The 19,863-nt window shown below is 56.6% G+C and carries 17 protein-coding genes; 14 read left to right on the top strand and 3 right to left on the bottom strand.

The genetic code is table 11. From position 1 onward, the window contains the following. Positions 1–39 precede the first annotated feature (39 nt). The 14 genes from DSAT_RS01370 (at position 40) to DSAT_RS01305 (ending at position 16,584) form a co-directional block, all read left to right on the top strand. Positions 40–993 (top strand): N-acetylneuraminate synthase family protein, encoded by a 954-nt coding sequence (locus tag DSAT_RS01370; protein ID WP_235695903.1) that lies wholly within the window; start codon positions 40–42, stop codon positions 991–993. Between the two features lie 14 nt (positions 994–1,007). Further along, a complete protein-coding gene (locus DSAT_RS01365; RefSeq protein ID WP_020885784.1) occupies positions 1,008–1,817 on the top strand; it encodes an SDR family oxidoreductase in 810 nt (269 codons plus the stop codon). A 17-nt stretch (positions 1,818–1,834) separates the two neighbouring features. Next, positions 1,835–3,304 carry an aldehyde dehydrogenase family protein gene (locus tag DSAT_RS01360; RefSeq protein ID WP_020885783.1) on the top strand — a complete coding sequence of 490 codons (1,470 nt, stop codon included), beginning with the start codon at positions 1,835–1,837 and terminating at the stop codon, positions 3,302–3,304. Between the two features lie 9 nt (positions 3,305–3,313). Continuing rightward, complete coding sequence (locus tag DSAT_RS01355; protein WP_020885782.1) at positions 3,314–5,203, top strand: thiamine pyrophosphate-binding protein; 1,890 nt, start codon at positions 3,314–3,316, stop codon at positions 5,201–5,203. A 14-nt stretch (positions 5,204–5,217) separates the two neighbouring features. Continuing rightward, positions 5,218–6,714: a capsular polysaccharide export protein, LipB/KpsS family gene (locus DSAT_RS01350; RefSeq protein ID WP_020885781.1), complete on the top strand. Its 1,497-nt coding sequence runs from the start codon at positions 5,218–5,220 to the stop codon at positions 6,712–6,714. Then, positions 6,711–8,093: a hypothetical protein gene (locus DSAT_RS01345; protein WP_020885780.1), complete on the top strand. Its 1,383-nt coding sequence runs from the start codon at positions 6,711–6,713 to the stop codon at positions 8,091–8,093. Before DSAT_RS01350 ends, DSAT_RS01345 begins: the two co-directional genes overlap by 4 nt. A 26-nt stretch (positions 8,094–8,119) precedes the next feature. Continuing rightward, positions 8,120–9,064, top strand: a complete 945-nt coding sequence (locus DSAT_RS01340; protein ID WP_040370549.1) for a sulfotransferase — start codon at positions 8,120–8,122, stop codon at positions 9,062–9,064. Positions 9,065–9,100: 36 nt separating this feature from the next. Further along, positions 9,101–10,069, top strand: a complete 969-nt coding sequence (locus tag DSAT_RS01335; protein WP_020885778.1) for a 2-hydroxyacid dehydrogenase — start codon at positions 9,101–9,103, stop codon at positions 10,067–10,069. Positions 10,070–10,086: 17 nt separating this feature from the next. Next, complete coding sequence (locus DSAT_RS01330; RefSeq protein WP_152490191.1) at positions 10,087–10,809, top strand: acylneuraminate cytidylyltransferase family protein; 723 nt, start codon at positions 10,087–10,089, stop codon at positions 10,807–10,809. Next, the gene (locus DSAT_RS01325) at positions 10,806–11,879 is read left to right on the top strand and encodes a class I SAM-dependent methyltransferase (protein WP_020885776.1); all 1,074 of its coding nucleotides are present in this window, start codon (positions 10,806–10,808) and stop codon (positions 11,877–11,879) included. Before DSAT_RS01330 ends, DSAT_RS01325 begins: the two co-directional genes overlap by 4 nt. 101 nt (positions 11,880–11,980) lie before the next feature. Next, the gene (locus tag DSAT_RS01320; RefSeq protein WP_201764130.1) at positions 11,981–12,922 is read left to right on the top strand and encodes an N-acetylneuraminate synthase family protein; all 942 of its coding nucleotides are present in this window, start codon (positions 11,981–11,983) and stop codon (positions 12,920–12,922) included. Then, a complete protein-coding gene (gene neuC / locus DSAT_RS01315) occupies positions 12,919–14,073 on the top strand; it encodes a UDP-N-acetylglucosamine 2-epimerase (RefSeq protein ID WP_020885774.1) in 1,155 nt (384 codons plus the stop codon). Before DSAT_RS01320 ends, neuC begins: the two co-directional genes overlap by 4 nt. Then, on the top strand, positions 14,073–15,473 hold the full coding sequence (locus DSAT_RS01310; RefSeq protein ID WP_020885773.1) for a surface carbohydrate biosynthesis protein: 1,401 nt from the start codon (positions 14,073–14,075) through the stop codon (positions 15,471–15,473). Before neuC ends, DSAT_RS01310 begins: the two co-directional genes overlap by 1 nt. Before the next feature lie 28 nt (positions 15,474–15,501). Continuing rightward, positions 15,502–16,584, top strand: a complete 1,083-nt coding sequence (locus tag DSAT_RS01305) for an SDR family NAD(P)-dependent oxidoreductase (protein ID WP_020885772.1) — start codon at positions 15,502–15,504, stop codon at positions 16,582–16,584. Positions 16,585–16,659: 75 nt separating this feature from the next. On the opposite strand, the gene DSAT_RS01300 is transcribed toward DSAT_RS01305, so the two are convergent. The 3 genes from DSAT_RS01300 to DSAT_RS01295 all read right to left on the bottom strand — a co-directional run. Then, entirely contained in the window at positions 16,660–17,103 is a 444-nt protein-coding gene (locus DSAT_RS01300) for a response regulator (RefSeq protein ID WP_020885771.1), read from the bottom strand. A 231-nt stretch (positions 17,104–17,334) separates the two neighbouring features. Next, a complete protein-coding gene (locus tag DSAT_RS15280) occupies positions 17,335–18,993 on the bottom strand; it encodes a choice-of-anchor L domain-containing protein (RefSeq protein WP_020885770.1) in 1,659 nt (552 codons plus the stop codon). 657 nt (positions 18,994–19,650) lie between these two features. Then, positions 19,651–19,863, bottom strand: a 213-nt coding sequence (locus DSAT_RS01295; protein ID WP_020885769.1) for a 2-oxoacid:acceptor oxidoreductase family protein, incomplete at its 5' end; no start/stop codon positions are given.

Below are 19,863 nucleotides of genomic sequence, written 5' to 3'. Positions count from 1 at the left end.
GAGGTAGGGCACAACCACCAGGGAAACCTGGAAACGTGCATGGAGATGATGAAAGTCGCCAAGGAGTGCGGCGCGGATGCGGTGAAACTGCAAAAACGCAACAACAAGACTTTCTTCACGCGAGCGATGTACGATTCTCCCTACTGTAGTGAGAACAGCTACGGCTCGACGTACGGGGAGCACCGCGAGGCATTGGAGTTCGACGTGGATCAGTATTCGAAGCTGATCGAGTACGCGAAGGAACTCGGGATAGTCTTGTTCGCAACGGCGTTCGATCTCGAAAGCGCGGACTTTCTTGAAAGCCTGCACATGCCGCTCTACAAGATAGCTTCTTCGGACATTGTCAATACGCCACTGCTGAAAAAGGTCGCTTCCTACGGAAAACCCATGATTGTCTCCACGGGCGGCGTCTCCATCGAGGACGTCAGACGTGCCTACGAAACGATCCGCCCGATCAATGAAAACTTCTGTTTCCTGCAATGCACGGCGGCCTACCCGGTCCAGGACTACAAGGATTTCAATCTTCGAGTCATCGACACCTATCGACGGGAATTCCCCGACGTCGTCATCGGACTGTCAGACCATGAGAGCGGCATATCCATGGCCACTGCGGCGTATGTTCTTGGCGCGAGAGTCGTGGAGAAGCACTTCACTCTCAATCGTTCATGGAAGGGAACGGATCAATCGTTTTCCCTAGCCCCGGGAGGCTTGCGTCGTCTGGTACGGGATCTGCGCCGGGTCCATCTGGCGCTGGGCGACGGAGTAAAGCGTCCCTACGACGTGGAAAGGGCTCCGCTGACCAAGATGGTCAAGAAGCTCGTGGCTGCCCGGGACCTCTCGGCGGGCACGCGGATCCGCGAGACGGACGTGATATTCCGGGTCACGGGTCGCGCCGACGGCATGTTGCCGTACCAGCTTGATGAAATCGTCGGCAAGACGTTGACGCGGGACATGGCCGAGGAGGAGTGTTTCTCTCCTTCCGACGTCAAATAGTCAACAAGAACGCCATGCTCCAATCATTCGATCTCAACGGAAAGACCATCGTCATCACCGGCGGACTCGGACAACTCGGTCGCCAGTTCACGGGCGCTCTGCTTGCCCACGGGGCAAACGTGGCCGCGCTCGATCTGGCGTCTGGGCCTGGCGAGGCTTTCGATGCCCATGCGGACGCGAAGCACCGGCTTCTCTATGTGCGTGCGGACATCGCGGACAGAAAAAGTCTTGAACAGGCGCTCGAAACGATCACTGAACGCTTCGGCGTGCCCTTCGGACTGGTCAACAACGCGGCCCTGGACGCTCCTCCGGGGGCAAGCGCGGCAGAGAACGGTCCCTTCGAGGACTACCCCCTGGCGTCTTGGAATAAGGTCATGGAAGTCAACGCGACCGGAGCGTTCCTGGCCTGCCAAGTCTTTGGCGGCGCCATGGCCAAGGCCGGGCGCGGCTCCATCGCCAACGTCTCGTCCATCTATGGGGTCGTTTCCCCGGACCAACGCATTTACGAATACCGCAGAAAACGCGGTGAGATGTTTTTCAAGCCCGTGGCCTACTCTGCCTCCAAGTCCTCGCTGCTGAACCTGACGCGCTATCTGGCCACCTACTGGGGCGCGCGGGGCGTCAGGGTCAACACCTGCGTGTTCGGCGGCGTCTTCAACAACCAGGACGAAGCGTTCTTGGAAGGTTACAACGCCAAAGTTCCTTTGGGCAGGATGGCGGAAGAGACGGAATACAATGGCGCCATCGTCTTTCTCATGAGCGAGGCGTCCGCCTACATGACCGGGGCCGAGCTCGTTATGGATGGCGGCTTCACCGCCTGGTAGCCTGCAGGAGGAAACGGATGCTGAACGAACTTCCTGAAATCATACCCAATTGGATCGGTGGCCGGGAAACCGGTCCCGAGCGCGGCGAGAGCGTCGAGAAACGAAATCCCCACGACGGCTCCGTGCTGTGCCGCCTGGCCAGATCGGGCAGCGAGGATGTTGCCAAAGCCGTTGATGTTTCCAGACAGGCGCAACCGGCCTGGGCGGCCATTCCGGCCGTGCGGCGCGGAATGATCCTGCACGAAATGGTCGCACGCATGAAGGAGCGGCGCAAGGAGATCGCGGCGGTCGTAGCCGCCGAAACGGGCAAGGCTCCGAAGGAAGCCCTGGGGGAGACGGACGGAGCCATCCAGTGCGGTCTCTTCTTTGCCGGAGAGGGGCAACGCCTTTACGGCAAAACATGTACCAGCGGCGCGCCTGGCAAGAAGGCCATGACGGTGCGCCAGCCTGTAGGCGTGGCCGGATTGATCGTCGCCGCCAACACGCCCATCGCCAACGTGGCCTGGAAGATATTCCCGGCCATGATCTGCGGCAACGCCGCGGTGCTCAAGGCCCCGGAAGACACCCCGGCCACAGCTTGGCTCATGGGGCGTATCGCCAAGGAAGCGGGGCTGCCGGACGGCGTGCTCAACATCATCCAGGGGCTCGGGCCGGAAGCAGGACAACCGTTGGTCGAGCATCCAGATGTCGGCGTGGTGAGTTTTACCGGCTCCACCGCAGTGGGCAGAAAGCTTTCCAGGATCGCGGGCGAACGACTGGCTAGGGTCTCACTTGAACTGGGCGGCAAGAACGCGCTGGTGGTCTGCGACGACGCCGATCTGGACAAAGCCGTCAGGTGGGCCTGCCTTTCGGCTTTCTCCAACGCCGGACAACGGTGCGCCTCGGGTAGCCGCGTCATCGTTTTCGATTCGGTCTACGGTTCCTTCCGCGACAGGTTCGTTGCCGCAGCCGGCAAACTCAGGGTCGGCAACACCGACGATGACGATCTTGGCCCCGTGATCAACGAACGGCAGTTGCGCAACATGCTTTCGGCCCTGGACGAGGCAAGGCGGGACGGGGGAGTGGTGCTCGCGGGGGGCAACCGACTAGGCGACGAGGCCCGCGCAGGGGGCTATTACCTACAGCCCACGATCATCGAGGAGATCGGAACCGGCCATCCCATCTCGCGTCAGGAGCTTTTCGGGCCCATCTGCTGCCTGTACCGGGCGGCAGGATACCGGGAGGCTCTCGCCATGGCGAACGATTCCCCCTACGGCCTCACCGCCTGCATCCATACCCGAAACGTGGACCGGGCGCTGCATTTTGCACACGAGGTGGCGACGGGCGTCGCGGTGATCAACGCCGGAACCTATGGCTCCGAGCCGCACATGCCCTTCGGCGGTCGCAAGGCCAGTGGAAACGGCACACGTGAGCCGGGTACCGAGGCCTTGGATATCTACAGCGAACTCAAAGATATCTACATCCAACTCGACGACGATTACGCATAGGAACACGACATGGCGGATTTGTTTTATATTCCCAAGGCCGAATTCGACCGCGTGCGTTCACTTGACTTGAACGCTGCCGACAAGGCCTTGCTTTTCGCGGACATGTGCCGTCTCAACTGCCTGTACATGATAGCCAAGGCTGGTTCGGGACATATAGGCACGAGCTTCTCCTGTCTGGACATACTCACCTGGCTGCACCTCTTCGAGATGAACGCGAACGACATCGCCTTCTCCTCGAAAGGACACGACGCCCCGGCCCTCTACTCACTGCTCCTCGCGCAGGGCGTCCTGGAATTCGAGAACATTCATTCCTTGCGCAGACTCGGCGGCCTGCCCGGTCATCCAGACGTGGATACGCCCGGTATCGTCACCAATACGGGCTCGCTTGGCATGGGAGTCTCCAAAGCCAAGGGGCTGGCACGAGCTGCCCGCATGGACGGCAAGCCATGCCGCATTTTCGTACTCACAGGCGACGGTGAGTTGCAGGAAGGCCAATTTTGGGAATCCCTTCCAGGGGCCGTCAACCAAGGATTTCCCGAGATCACGGTGATCGTTGACCACAACAAGTTTCAATCCGACGTCACCGTGGCCGAGACCTCCGACCTAGGTGATCTCGAAGCCAAGTTCCAGGCTTTCGGATGGGAAGTGAGACGTGTGGACGGTCACGACATTCCGGCCCTGGCAAAGGCGTTACGCGAGGTGACCGCAGCCGAGAGGCCCGGAGCGGTGATCGCCGACACTATCAAGGGCAAGGGAGTGCGCCGTTTCGAGCACACGACCATGCCGGACGACGAGCGCTACTACCGGTTCCACAGCGGCTGCCCCACCGCTGAATTGGTGGACGAGGGGCTGGCCGAGCTTCGGGAGCGCATTGACGACGTCTTGCGCGTTGCGGGAGTTGCCCCCCTGGAAGTGGCTTGGGTCGCTCGCGAGATGGTTGCGACTCCGGCCGGGCGAATCGAACGACTCGTACCGGCTTATGGCAGGGCACTTCTCGATGCAGCCCGCCGCGACAGACGCATCGTGGCCCTAGACGCCGACCTGCGCCTGGACTGCGGACTGGTGGATTTCGAGCGCGAGTTGCCGGAGCGGTTCATCGAATGCGGCATCGCCGAGCAGGACATGGTTTCTCAGGCGGGCGGCTTGGCTTTGCGGGGTTACCTGCCTGTCTGCCATTCCTTTGCATGCTTCCTCGGTCCCCGTCCGAACGAGCAGATATACAACAACGCCACGGAAAAAACCAAGATCGTCTACATGGGCAACCTCGCTGGGGTTGTGCCGGGAGGCCCTGGACATTCGCACCAGTCCGTGCGTGACATCGCCATACTCAAGGGAGTTCCCGGCATGCTCCAGGCGGAGCCGTGCTGCGAAGCCGAAGTACCTGGACTGCTTGAGCATTTCCTGGCACGCCACGACGGCCCCGCGTATCTGCGCATGTGCATTTTGCCTTGCGAAATCGGATTTGAACTGCCTGCGGGTTATGTGCCGGAAACTGGCCGCGGCTGCGTGCTGCGCGAGGGCAACGACGCAGTGCTCATTTCCTACGGCCCCGTAATGCTGGAGCAGGCCTGCCGCGCTGCTGAACTGCTGGCGCGTGAAGGAGTGTCGCTGCGGGTGGCAAACCTGCCTTGGCTGAACCGGGTCGATCCGCGCTGGCTTGCCGATATGCTTGCCGATGTGCGCGCGCTGATCACCGTGGACAACCACTACATCGAGGGCGGGCAGGGCGAGACGATCGCGGCGGCCATGGCCGATGCAGGCCTGTCCACGCCGCTGCTGCGCCTGGGGCTGACCGGGACGCCGCCCTGCGGCAGGAACGACGAGGTTCTCTCGGCGGTGGGACTGGATGCTGGTTCCCTGGCGCAGGCCGTGCGGCGAGCGCTTGGCCTGGCAGACTGACAAAGGAAGAGTCAATGGGCGTAAAAGCCATTTTTACGCAGGCGGGACAGGATTACTGGATTGATGTGGCCGCATTCATGCACGATCACCACGATTGGGAACCCGCCTATTTCGTCGGCAATCCTGCCACCCGGGATCGCGTGAGGTCGTTGTTTCCGAATGCAGTTTTTCTGGACAACAAAGAAGCTGTCAGAGGTGGTGGGTCGACGGAATGCAGGCGCTATCCGGTCCGCACGCCGGACCAGCCGACGCTTGAAGCCTTGGCTGTTTTCGAATCAATCTATCTGAAGATGCTCGATCGATTCAATTCCAGAGGTTCCCTGAATTACCACAGGCGCATTCACTCCTGGCATGCCCAACTTGCCCACTGGCTGGGCGTTTTTGAAGAATTAAAGCCCGATGTCGTTGTATTTCCGACGGAGCCGCACATGGGCTACGATTGGGCGATCTTCGCGATCTGCACGTACCTCCGCATCCCCACTGTCAATTTCATCCGCACGGGTTTTCCATGCCGGGTTCTGGCCGCCCCGCGCTTCGACAAGCCGTGCACCGAGATCATCGAGGAGTACCGGCGGCTTCAAGCTGAGGACAAAGATAGCGACGTGGAACTTTGCGAATCCTTCGATGCACAGCTTCAGCGCCTGAAGCAAGATTACTCGGGGGCCATGCCTTTTCACCAGAGACTCAAGTTCGGACGGATGAAGAAAGGTGGCGTGTTGAGTTCGAGAACACGACTTTACGGAAAGGTTCTACGGGATGCCGCGGCAAACCTGCTGCGCGGCCGAGCCCGTGAAAACCTGAAGAAGGATTTTCGGGACGGCATGGACCGCGTGCTTCGGCATGGATTGCAGCAGGCATACGACCGGTTGACGAGCGAACCGGATTTCCAAAAGCCGTTCGTGTTCGTGGCCCTGCAATGCGATCCGGAACGTCAGTGTTGCCCGTGCGGAGGCTTTTATGGGCACCAGGAGCTCATGGTCCGGCTTCTTGCGGAATGCGTTCCTGAAGGCTGGGAAATCGTGATCAAGGAGCACAACTCCATGTTCCGCATGCACCAAAAGCCGGAGAGGGCTCGCGACCCCTCGTTCTACGAACGACTGGCCGAGTTCCCCAATGTTCGCCTAGTTCCGCTGACCTACACGTCCTTTGATCTCATCGACGCGGCCAAAGCAACTGCGACCGTGTCGGGAACCGTGGGCTGGGAAAGCGTTGTCCGCGAGACGCCAGCCCTGCTTTTTGGCCATTCGTGGTATCGGGGATGCGAGGGTGTTTTCGCCGTCCGTTCCCGTGCAGAAGTGATCGAGGCACTGGGGCGCATCGCTCAGGGCGCGACGGTCGATCGGCGGCGGGTACGCCTTTTCGCCAAGGCGGTGCAGAACCGCACCGTGGACGGGTACGTGGACAAGATATACTCGCAGATGAGTTCCGTACCTCGGGAGGAAAACGTTCGCAATCTCGGCAGGGAAATCCACCGCGTCTACATGAAACAAAACACGAAAAGCATGTCATGAACATTTTTTTGCGACGGGCACAGGCCTACATTGCGTATCGACTCCAGAGCTTCCGCACCGAAATCTCGTCGAAAAGGATTTCCAAGCTCGACGCCGATTACGATCACGCCGCCATTGCTCGAGAACTGAAGCGACAGATTAGGGTGGTGCAACCCTCGGGCACGCGGAAAAAGGCGAACGTCCTCTTTCTGCCCAAAGCGGGCCATACAGAGGACATCATGGCCTGCTTCGGGCAAAGTTCGGCCTACGGCCTCTACGCCTTGGACAGGCGCCTGGTAAAGGCTGTATTCGAGAAGCTGTTGCCCATCACCATCGACGACAACAACTACAAGGTCGAAGATGAAGCAATTAACACGAGAAAGGATGCGTTGAGGAAACTGTGGAAGAGAATCCTTCCTTCGCTTGTCGGTGAAACGCGGATCGACGCAGTGTTCTCTGGGAATTTCAGTTATGCCGCTGAACAAGAGCTAGCTGGCGCTTGCAGCGAACTTGGCATTCCTTTTATCGCAATCCACAAAGAGTGCCTCAAAACAGATTTGCTGAAGAAATTCTATGAGGACGTCTATAGAACTAGGAAAAACGCTTTTCAGGGGGCTAAATCACTGGTGTACAACAACGCGGAGCGCGACATTCAGGTCGGTTCCGGATGCGTGAGGCCTGATCAGATTGAAGTGGTCGGCATGCCTCGCCTCGATGCGCTGCACCTGGCCCGGCGCGTGCTGGAAAAAAAAGACAGGATTTCCAGGGCAAGGCCTTTGGCATTGCTTTTCAGTTTCAACTCTAAATCTGGATTGCCATCCACAGGTAGAAAATGCATCGGGTTCGAAAAGCTGAGCAGCGACCTTGAACAACTGAATATGCCCAACCTCGTGCGCAATGTGCACCGGAGATTTGTCGATCTGGCTCGTGAGCACGGTGATGTAGATTTCGTCATCAAGGCAAAAGGGAACGCGGACTCGGACAACGTACTGCGCGAATGTCTCGCCGGGCAGCAGTTCCCCCCGAACCTGACCGTCGTATCCAGCGGTGATCCCATGGATCTGCTGGTCCGCTGCTCAGTCGCCTGTGGCATCAACTCCACGGCCTTGATCGAGGCCATCGCCCTGAAAAAACCCGTGGTCACGTTCGCCTTCGACGAAGCGGCGGACCAGCGCATCAAGGACTACTGCCTCGACCTCGATGGGGTCGCCGAAGTAGCTGCTTCGGTGGATGAGTTGGGCGAGATGCTGCTTCGCCATGTCCGCTCCGCCCCTGAAACCCGTTTGCACCAGGGGTTCAGCGAACGCGAATTGGAAGTGCTCGACTATTACGTGGGCAACACCGACGGCTTGGCAGGAGCGCGCGTCCGTGAGAGCCTGGACGCATTGCTACGCGGATAGAAGAAAAAATCGAGGTGACGTCGTCTATGTCCACGTTCGTACATATCGGTCTCCCCAAAACGGCCACGACATCCCTACAGAGGAATCTGTTTGCGCAACACCCCGGGGTAAACCATCTCGGCAAGCCATACCAGAATGAAGATTTCAGGGCCTTGTTAAAAACAATTATCGCCTGCGATGAGGTAATGTTCGAGGATGTTTTGGCTCGGATAAAGCCTTGTGGGCACCTTCTCGATTCCGACAAACCCACGGTGATCTCACACGAACGCCTGTCGTCGGACCACGACGCAGACCGGGCGGTCAAGGCTCGGAGGCTGAAGGCCATGTTCCCGGACTCCCGCATCATCCTCATCGTCCGCGAGCAGATCAATTGTCTGGAATCGATGTATGTTCAATATTTGAAAGGTGCGCCAGTAAAATATCCGTATTGTACATTCGAAGAATATCTCCAGGCCGCATGGATGCGCTTTCACGTCGATCGCGATTTCGGCAAGGAAGCGTATCAAAAATACATGCACGTCAGGGTGCACAACCCCTTGGGGCGTGTCCATTACAAAGCCCTTCTCAAGTCGTACCTGAAGCATTATGCAAAGGATGAACTGCTGGTTCTCCCCTTCGAGCAACTCAAGGCTGACCCTACGTTTTTCCTGACCAAGTTGTCGCGTTTCATCGGTATCGACGAAGAGACTTCCGTTAGGCTCATGACCCAGCAGGCGCCGAGACAAACGCGCCCGAGTGGGATCGATATCGCCCTCAAGGGATCCCCGCTTCTGTTGCGTCTGCGCGGGGTCGCATCCGCCCTGCTCCCTCAAACCGCCAAGAAGAGGCTCAAGGCTAAGCTATCGAGGAACATCTCGCTGGACTGGCCTTCTACCCTTTCGGCGAAAATATCAGACCTCTACCGCGAGCCAAATCGGTGGTTGGCCGACGAGTTCTCGCTGCCGCTGATGGACCTGGGCTACCCCATATAGATCGCCGTGAACGCACCGAAACCCAGGCAGAACGGAATGAAGAAACCCCTTCTCATATACTACGCCAGCCTGAATTACACGCAGGAAAACCGGGAATTGCTGGCGCGCAATTTTGAGGTCGTGGAAATCGCTGATCCTCGGGAGGACACGCCCGAGTTACTGGCGCGGGCCGAGGCAATTCTCGCCCCTCTCGGGCACCGGTGCGGCCGGGATAAGATCAACGCCGCTCCGGGGCTAAAAGTTATCGGCTCGAACACGACCGGGCATCCACACATCGATGTGGAGTATGCGCGCTCACGAGGTATCGCCGTCGTCACGCTCAAGGATCACCAGGACTTCCTTGACACAATCACGCCCACCTCAGAACTGACGTTCGGATTGATCATCGCCTTGACCCGCAAGATGCTCCCGGCCGCGCAATCCGTCCTCGCCGGAAGATGGGAGCGTTGGCCCTTTGGCGGCCAAGCAATGCTTTCTCGCATGCGCCTGGGCGTGATCGGACTTGGCAGGCTGGGACGAAAAGTGGCCCACTACGGCAAGGCATTCGGCATGACAGTCCGCTATAACGACCCGTTCGTCGAGAATGACGATTACGAACGTGTCGAATCGCTCGTCGATCTGGCCGCCGTATCCGACGTCCTCACTCTCCACGTGCCGCACGAACCCGAAACCGAGCGCATGATCGGCCAGGACGTGTTTGCGGCCTTGCCGCGCGGTTCGTGGTTTGTGAACACCTCGCGAGGCGAACTCGTGGACGAAGCGGCCCTGCTTGCCGCGCTTGAGTCCGGATATTTGGGCGGAGCGGCCACGGACGTTCTTGACGGCGAGTTCGTCCCCGATTTCTCGGCGCGGGCGGGTGAACACCCGCTTGTGCGCTATGCCAAATCCCACGACAACCTGATCATCACCCCGCATATCGGCGGCTCGACCCGCGACGCCTGGCATCTGACGCAGGAATACACTGTGCTGAAGATGATCGAGGCACTGGGGCTGCCGGTCCGTTGATGCCCAAGGAAGCCAGCATGGAAGTACTCGGCCTGATTCCGGCGAGAGGGGGCTCCAAGTCCATTCCCTACAAGAACGTGGTCGAACTCGGCGGACACCCGATGCTCGCCTACGTTCATGAGGCGGCCAGACGGGCGTCGTCCATCGGCCGCATCCTGTGTTCCACCGAGGACCAGCGCATTGCCTGCGTCTGCGCCGGTCTCGGATTGGAGGTGGTCGAGCGCCCCTTGGAGCTGGCCGACGACGATACGCATATCATCGCGGTGCTCAAGGAATTGATCGCGCGCCTCGATGATCAGGGATACCGGCCCGATGCCGTGGCCTTGCTGCAAGTCACATCGCCGTTTCTCCTGCCCGAGCACATCGACGGATGCGTAGAACTGCTGAAAAAGAATCCCGAAGCGCGATCCGCACAGACCGTTGCCGCCATGCCGCACAATTTTCATGCTTACAATCAGAGACATATCGTGGACGGTGAGGTTCGTTTCCGGTTCGAAGACGAGCGGCGCGAATGTTACAATAAACAGACCAAGCCTAAATTCTACACCTTCGGCAATATCGTGGTCACGCGCACGGAAGCGCTCAAGGACGGGGACACCTGTTTCGCCGCACCCTCTCTCCCCTTCGAAATCCCTCGTGCCTACGCCCTGGACGTGGACACTCCCGAGGATCTGGATGTGGCTGAATGGTATCTGCAAACCGGAAAAGTGAGCATAGCTGCGTTCGGGAAAGGAAGATGAGAAAGGCCGCCATCACAATTAACAACGTTGAGGATACGTACGAGTTCGTGCGGGCTACCAGGCGGGACGAGTTTTTCGCCGCCCATAACGCCGAAATTAAGCGGCTCGTCGGCGATGACGGAGCCATTCGGCCCGAATTTGCCGAGCCCGTGGCCGCCTGCCCCATCTGCGACGCTTCAGAGCATGAAGTGCTCTTCCGTAAACAAGGCTTCGTTTTCAAGGATTGCAGAAATCCTGAATGCCGCCATATCTATGCCGATCCGCAAATAAACCATGAAGCGCTCATGGCGGCTTACAGGGGAGCGGGAACCGGCAAGGGAGGACGAACCGCCAGCGACATCTGGATGGATGTACTCCTGTCCAACGCCAACCAGCAGTATGATCGCGCCAAGTATCAGCGGGGCATGGACGCCATCGAGGCGGCCTTGGAGACCGGAAGCGGAGCTCCTTTCGCAGTGCTCGACGTGGGCTGTTCCGTGGGGATTTTCTTGGATACAGCCCGGGAACGCGGGTGGAGGACCATGGGCGTGGAGTTGAACGAGCGCGCCGTGGATTATGCCGTGAACACGTTGAAGCTTGACGTGCGGAAAGCGTTGCTTGAAGAATGCGGCTTTGCGGAAGCCAGCTTCGATGCAGTGACCCTGTGGGGGGTGATCGAGCATCTCAAACAGCCGCTGCCCGTGCTGCGGGAGATATATCGCATTCTTAAACCCGGCGGTGTGTTCGTGACGTTTTGCCCCAACGGTTCAAGCCTCGCCTGTCGGGTGCTGCGGGAAAAGGCCGCCACCTTCGACGGGCGCAACCATCCGCACAACTTCACGCCGACTTCCATACGGCTCGCGATGCGCATGGCTGGCTTCGAACCGCTGGCCATCTCCTTCCATCAGCCTGACATAGATGCAGTCATCAACCATATCGAGGGCCGGGATCCATATCTCAAGGGGGAAGAAGGCGCGGGTCCCTTGAAACAGCTGTTCTCTGGCCCTTTGCGGGCACAGGCCGAGGACTTTTTGGAGAACGTCGGATTGGGCTACAAAATGATGACCTTGAACAGGAAGCCGAAACCATGAAGGCCTGCGCGATGCATAAATTTTCGTTCGCCCAGCGTTTCTCAATTGCCGGAAGAGCTGTTGGGCAGGATGAGCCGACGTACATTATCGCCGAAGCGGGTGTGGCCCATTTTGGCAGCCTGGAGAAGGCCAAGCGGCTGGTCGATCTTGCCGTTGACGCCAAGGCCGATGCAGTCAAGTTCCAGATATTCAAAACCGAGGAGTTGGTTTCTGGAGCAAGCGAAGAGTGGAGAAACCGCCTTTCCAAGCGCGAGCTTCCCTACGAAGCGTTCGCTGAGATCAAGGCTTATTGTGACGCGCGAGGCATCACCTTTTTCGCCACAGCCCATGACAGGCCGAGCCTGGGCTATCTCGCCAAGTTGGACGTGCCTGCCTACAAGATAGGTTCGGGCGAGGTCGGAAACTGGGGCTTTCTCGCCGAAGTGGCCTCCAAGGGCAAGCCGGTCATCCTTTCCACCGGCATGTACTCCATGGACCAGGTGGGGGAGGCTCTTCGAGCCATGGCCGCAACCGGCAACAGGGAAATCGCGGTGCTCCATTGCGTCACGCGCTACCCCGTTGCGCCCGGAGAGGTCAACCTACGCGCAATCCAGAGCATCCGCGACAACTTCGATGTGGTCAGCGGATACTCGGATCACACGAGGGGCTTTCATTTTCCGCTGGCTGCCGCGGCTCTCGGAGCGCGGGTGATCGAGAAACACATCACACTCGACTACGACGTACCCGATGCCCAGGACTGGAAAGTCTCCTGCGGCGTGGACGACCTGCACCTCATGGTCGCACAGATAAGGGAGATCGAAGCCGGTCTCGGATCTGGAGAGAAAACCATGACCGCCTCGGAACGGGAAGGGGCGGTGTGGGCTCGCAAGAGCTTGGTGGCGGCGAGAGACATTTGCATCGGCGAGGTCATCGACGAGACGATGCTGGCCGCAAAGAGGCCCGGAACCGGGATCGAACCGTGCAAGATCGGTGAGGTGCTCGGGCGGAGCGCCCGCGAGGATATACCCAAGGATTCGATCATTTGCATGGAGAAGCTTTCATGAGGCGCAAAATCTGCCTTATAATTACATCACGCGGAAATTACGCCAAGATGAGTTCGATCATCAAGGCGATGGCGAACCATCCCGAACTCGAACCCCAGATCGTCGTAGGCGGCGGCGCGCTGCTTTCGAAATATGGAGCCATTGCCGACGCCATGCGCCAACAGGGGATACGGATAGATCGCATGGTTCATTTTCTCGTGGAAGGAGAGACGCCCGTGACCATGGCCAAGTCGGCCGGAGTGGCGGTCTCCGAATTCTCAACCGCCTTCGACAATCTCAAGCCGGACGTCGTGGTGGTGCTCGCGGACCGTTTCGAGTGCCTCCCTGCCGCCATGACTGCCGCCTACATGAACATCCCTGTGGCGCACATCGAGGGTGGCGAGGTCTCGGGCTCCATCGACGAATCCATCCGGCACGCGATCACCAAGCTGGCGCATGTGCATTTCCCTGCGACGAGCGACGCAGCCAAGCGCATAGCGCGGATGGGAGAGGAACCGGAAACGATCTTCCCCGTCGGCGCGACAAGCCTCGATGCGCTCTGCCAGTTGGACCTGACCGACATCAGTCCGATGAAAGAGTTGCAGTTGACCACGGGCGTGGGCGAGGTGGTCGATCTCAGCGGTGACTATCTCTTGGCCATCCAGCATCCGGTGACCACGGAGTACGCCCAGAACCTGAACAATATCAGGCAGACCGTCGCCGCCATCGAGGAATTGAGAATGCCCACCATCTGGATCTGGCCGAACATGGACGCCGGATCGGACGGCATCTCCAAAGGAATCCGCGAATTCCGGGAAAACAAGCGGCCAGACTACATCCATTTCTTCAAGGGGCTGGCCATCGAGCACTACGGTCCGCTTTTGAACAACGCGGCCTGCATCGTCGGTAACTCGTCGTCGGGCATACGCGAATCCGCCTTTCTCGGTGTACCCGCAGTCAATATCGGCATCCGGCAGGGCGGGCGCGAGCGCGGCCACAACGTGATAGACGTCGGTTACGACCGCGCGGCCATCGTCGATGCGGTCAGACGACAAGTGGTGCACGGCCGCTACGAGCCGGATCTGATTTATGGCGACGGCAAGGCAGGCAGCAGGGTCGTCGAGATCGTCAAGGATTTTTCGTTCACCATTCAAAAACGGATCACATACTGATGGCAAGCCCGTGCCTCTATATTCCAGTGGAAACCAAAGTCCGGGAATTCGACGCCAAGACGCTGCTCGCGTGTTTCGCGGCCGAGGCCGGCTTTGAGGTCGTGCTTGGCGGACAGATGGAACTCATGGCCCATATGCCCTTGGCGCGGCCTGGATTCTACCTGGAAAAAGGGATTGCACCGACGCGTCTGGAGGCGGTCGAGCAGCTTTGTGCGGCTGGCCACAAGGTCGTCTCCTGGTGCGAAGAGGGATTAGTGACCCTGGACCCCTCAGTCTACGTGCGCGACCGGGTCTCTGCCGAACTGCTCGACCGGCTGACGTTCTTCTGCGCTTGGGGCGACGAGCATTCGAACATCATTACCGAAGCCCATCCACGGTTCGCCACGAAGATCGTGCGTGCAGGCAACCCTCGCTTCGACATTCTGCGAGAACCCTTCAATGCGGTATTTGCGGACCGTGTGCGTGAGCTCCGTTCCCGTTTCGGCGATTTCATCTTGGTGAACACGAACTTCGGATTCTATAATAACTTTCTTGGGGAGAGCTTCTTTCTGGAAAAAATGATGCGGGGTCACGGGCGTATTACCGGACCGGAACACGAACGGTTTCTCACTGGAATGCTCGATCACATCAAGGGCTGTTTCGAGGCATTCGCCGAGGCGGTGCCCGCCTTGGCGGCCCTTTTTCCAGACAGGACGATCGTCCTCAGGCCGCACCCTTCGGAAAACCATGATCGCTGGCGCGAGATCGTCGAAGGCGTCAGGAATGTAACCGTGGTGCATGAGGGAAACGTCGTCCCGTGGCTGATGGCCTGCTCCGCCCTCGTCCACAACAGCTGCACCACCGCAGTCGAGATGGCCGCTCTCGGAAGACGGGCCGTGGCCTACAGACCCAGGGTTTCCGAGGATTTCGAGCCCGCTTTACCCGCCCTGGTCAGCGAAAGCGCGTTCACGCTCGACCAACTCAAAACTGCGGTTGCCGTGGCGGTACAGGGTGCAGACACTTTTGCGGGGGGAGAACCGCTGCTTGAGCATTACGTCAGCGGCTACCAGGGGAAGTATTCCTGTGAAATTCTCGTTTCCGCCCTCTGGCGCGCGGCGCGCGACGCCGGGCCCTCCTCCTGGCGCGTCGGTCAGCGGCTTCGGTGGCATTCGCGAAGCAGTTACCAACGCATACTGCACGCCGTCTCACGACTGATGGGACGTCAAGATCGGCTTGAGGCGTACAAAAAACAAAAGTTTCCCGGCCTGGAGGAAGCAGAGGTGCGAGCCTTGATCGCGCTGTACGCGAATGCTTCCGGGCGGTTCGGCAGCCTCGGCGTATCCGGGATGCCAAACGTGCCGCGCGCTGTGCGGATCCGCGCCCAGGATTCAGAAGGCGGGGTTCGCGCCGCGTCGGTATGAAGCGCAAAGCCATCATGGGGGTCATGCGATGAACGCATCCTTTTTTCAAGACAAGAGAATCGCCGTCACCGGGGCCTGCGGAACGGTCGGCAGCGAACTCGTGCGCCAGATGCTTGAGGTTTACCGGCCTGCGGAACTTGTCTGCCTTGACAACAACGAAAGCGAACTGTTCTTCATGGAACAGCAATTTTCGATGCACCAGCAAGCATCCTTCTTTCTGGCGGACGTCCGCGATGCGGATAAGATGGCCAAGGTATTTCGCGATATCGACATAGTTTTCAATCTTGCTGCCTACAAGCATGTTGTTCTTTGCGAGCGTTCTCCCCTTGAGGCTGTTCAGACAAACATCAACGGCGTACGCAACGTCATAGACGCTGCACAAAGATGCAACGTCGGGCGAGTCATTTTCACCAGCTCGGACAAGGCTGTGAACCCCACCAACGTCATGGGAACGTCCAAGCTCATGGGCGAACGGCTCATGACAGCCGCGAACTCCACCATGAGGGCCGGCCACAACACCATTTTCACATCCACACGTTTCGGCAACGTCCTTGGATCCAGGGGTTCCGTCATCCCAATCTTCCAGAAGCAGATCGAAAAAGGCGGGCCGGTGACGCTCACCGACGATAGAATGACGCGCTTCATCATGAGCATCGAGGAGGCCGTGCGCCTCGTCATCGACTCCGCGATCATCGCCTGCGGGGGAGAAGTCTTCGTCACCAAGATGCCCGTCATCCGCATCAAGGATCTGGCTCAGGCCATGATCTCGGTTCTTGCTCCGACGTTCGGCTACGATCCGGCAGACATCCAGATCGCCATGATCGGAGCGAAGCCCGGCGAGAAACTGTACGAAGAACTCATGAGCGACGAGGAAGTGGGGCGGACAGTGGAATTAGACAAGTACTTCGCTGTACTGCCGGCTTTCCGCTCAATGTATCGGCAGATCAACTATTCCTATGAAAATCTCATCTCCGACAAGGTGGACAAGACGTATCATTCCGCTAACGAGGAGCCTCTTTCCGTCGATGCTCTCGTCACGTTTCTCAGGAGTAATGGGTTGCTCAGAAAGGGCACTTTCCCGGGTCATCCGGATCAGCGCTATTGGCCGTAAGACCCGCCTGCCGCGGACGGCCAATACCCGAGGCCAAAAGACGGCGACACGCGGCGGCTCAGGCATCCCGCTGACTTATTGCTTGCGAAGACCGCCGGTCAAAGCCTCTATCTCATCGCGGCTCAAAAGGCCCGACTTGACATTCGGAGTCTTCGGAGGCTTCATGAGATTGGTGAGGGTGTCCAGCAGACCCGCCTCGTCGAAGGGCTTGAGCAGGATATAGTCAACCTGCGCCTCGTTGATTGCCTGCACGGCGATATTGAGATCGCGGTAGCCGGTCATGAGGATCTTGTGCCTGACATCCGCCTTGGCCGAGGCGCGTCGGAGCATCTCCACGCCACTCATGGTCGGCATATCGTAGTCCGTGATGACTACGGCGCAGCACTGGGCTTCATCGCAATGGCGAAGAAACTCCTCGGGGTCGTTGAACGCAAGTACTTCGTACTCCTTCCGCAACAAGTGTGAAAGATAAGTAGTCACGACTTGGTCGTCATCGACCACGCAAATTGTTCTGTCCATTATGAAACCATATACGTTTTTTTTCACGGATGTCCATTGAACGTCCGTCCTCCGCTCAATGTTTCAGGAAGGCGCTCAACTCCTTGTCCGGCCAAGACAAAGAATGAAAGGGGAAGAAAAGAACGAAACGCAGCACCAAAAAATGTTCTTTCAATCCATGTTGAAAAACTCCGAGTTTGGAAGTGCAATCCTTTGCATTGATAACGTCGACACAAAATCTATGCTGGAGCGCTAAATCTTAAGCCGTAATTTCAGAATGTATGCAGAGCCAAAAAGAATCAATATAATTGAAGATGGCTCAGGTGTTTCTGAAATTTTTTGCGTAAATGAATCAAAATGAGGGTAGTAAATCAATTTATGAGCATCCTTTTCGCTAAGAAAAAGTGCGGCTTCCATTGAATATGTGTCTAAATCATATATACTAAAATAATTTATGTCTGAATTGAAATCTAAAAACGAAACCTCTTCTCCGATAAGATCAATGTGCTGAAGGTATTTTTTGTTTATTATGAAATTGTTGATGTAATCCGCAATCATGTCAATTGTCACTACTCCAGTTTGCCTTGTGTCTGCATTTATAAATTCTCCAGTTTTTGTAAGTGCATTTTCTAGTGCGAATGAAAACAATGTCATCCCATTTTTACTTGAAAAAAAAGCAGTAGCGTCTTCTCGTGCTGATGCTAGCAAGGTAACATTTCCAAGTATAGCGAGGTCACCACTTTCGCCTGGTGGTGGTGTTGTGGTTCCCCAAAATCCTCCAGAGTAGCATGCATCGATAATCATGGTTACGCTATTGTGTCTAAAATAGTCATATATTAAGCGATTCATCTGGTCATCGCTGATAATCTTATGGTGATCATAGTACGTATCAAGTCGTAGTCTCTCATTCTCCTTAGTCAATGTATTCTCATTTTGCAGGGTGTCGGTGTATCCGTGTCCAACATAGTAAATCAAGATTTTGTCATCTGGTTCAATAGCATATTTTTTGAAAGCATTTTCAAAGTCATATATGCTGAGGCCTTCTCCTTGGGTAGAAATTTTGATTGTTTCAACATGCGGAAATGCATCGTCTATTAATTTCGATATAGTATTTACATGGTAAAAGCCATCAGCGTCTCTTTTGCTACCATTGTATCCATAGTCGGGACCAAACAAGAAGGCGTATGTTTTTTCTGGCTCCTTGTATTTTCCAGATCCAGTGAAATTACTTATAAAGGCAGTGCTATCATATTCATAATCAGAAACATCTGCGATAACAAATTCAATGTTATATTTGCCTCCTGGTGTAACTTTTGCAGTGGTCTTTAAAATTCCAGTCCATCCATCAAGTTCTGTCCCTGTTGAGTATTCCATAAACGCTGAATTAACGTTTATTAAATTGCCAAGCTTGTCATGGGCAATTTGTCTTTTGCGTCCATCTGCACCAGTTAGCCAAACACCAAACATGTCATTGAAAATGCTGTTTTTAAATTCTGGATACTCTTCTGATCCAAAAACAAAGTTAAAACTAACAGAATCTGAGCTCGCAACAAAATCAAAAGAAAATCCGGCAGCATCGTAGCTGGGTGCGTTGACAGCAGTGCTAATTAATGTGCTTCCAGCTGTTCCAAAAACTGTTGTATTTCCAGGACTCTGATTTGGTCCAGAATAGTAATGGAAAGCATTGCCTGTCGATATTACAATTCCTGGATTAATACCCCACGTTCCAAGCTTATTGTCGTATATTTTTATTGCGTTTTGATGTCCATACACAGAAAGATTTTGAACAGTGCCATTTTCAACAAACAAAGATTCTAAATTGTGTAGTGAATAATAGTTTTTTACTTCTATTGCATGAACATTGATGGGAAAAATAAGAAGTGATGCGATTGCTACAAGAAATTTATACATTTTAGCTCCTCTATGTTTTACAAATTTATGTTTGTATATGCAATTAGCGCTCCAAAGTTGTTTGCTCGTTTTTTTGATAGGTTATGCATAATTATTTGTCAGAAAATTCGACAGCTGGCATTCTATTTGTTGTGATTCTCGACAAATGAAGTCGCTTGACGCGTATTTGAGATCGTGTTTGTTTGCCAATTTCACTTTTGCCCTACCGCTTTGCCCTGAAATGTCGTTTGCCTGGCAGAAAAAGCGATTTTCAGTATTCTTGCGGAAATCACCGTACGAGAAAAGCGTAGGGCTCCGCGATGTTACGCGGAGCCCTTGCAAAAAGATGGTGCCGAAGATGAGAGTCGGCGCCATCACATGGCGGATGACAGCCAATGCATTGATATAAATGCCTATTTTTCGTCGAAGCGCGCGCCCGCAGGCCGATTTGTACCCCTTCGTGTCCTCACCGTTGCCCCACCCACACTAGCAGCACAAATGCCCGGAAACAAGCGCCCTGCCAGGATTTTCTCCCCGCGCTGACAAATCCAGGTCCCGCCTGCGTCTATACTCCACTTCCTCAATGCTCGAACCAAGCGCTCCAACCGCAAGAGCCTCCCGCTATGACACAGCAGGTCGCTCACTGTCCCTCCAGAATCCTGTGCCAAGTAGAAACCATTACAGACGCAAAGCGCGCGCGCCCAATTCGATGGCCTTGAGGTTTATATCGTGTAGTTTCGGGGACATGCTGGTGCGGATGGTCTCGGCCAGGCGCGACAGGCCGAAGGGCAGGCGGTCGGCCGCGCACAGCGCGCCGAGCAGGACCATGTTCGCGGCCTGGGGCGCTCCGGCCTCGCGGCCGAGCGAAAAGATCGGCAGGAAGTAGGCCTC

It is taken from the genome of Alkalidesulfovibrio alkalitolerans DSM 16529 (assembly GCF_000422245.1).
GTDB classification, from domain to species: Bacteria; Desulfobacterota; Desulfovibrionia; order Desulfovibrionales; family Desulfovibrionaceae; genus Alkalidesulfovibrio; species Alkalidesulfovibrio alkalitolerans.
Note: the sequence above shows the minus strand (reverse complement) of the source record. Positions and strands in the feature narration are given on the sequence as shown.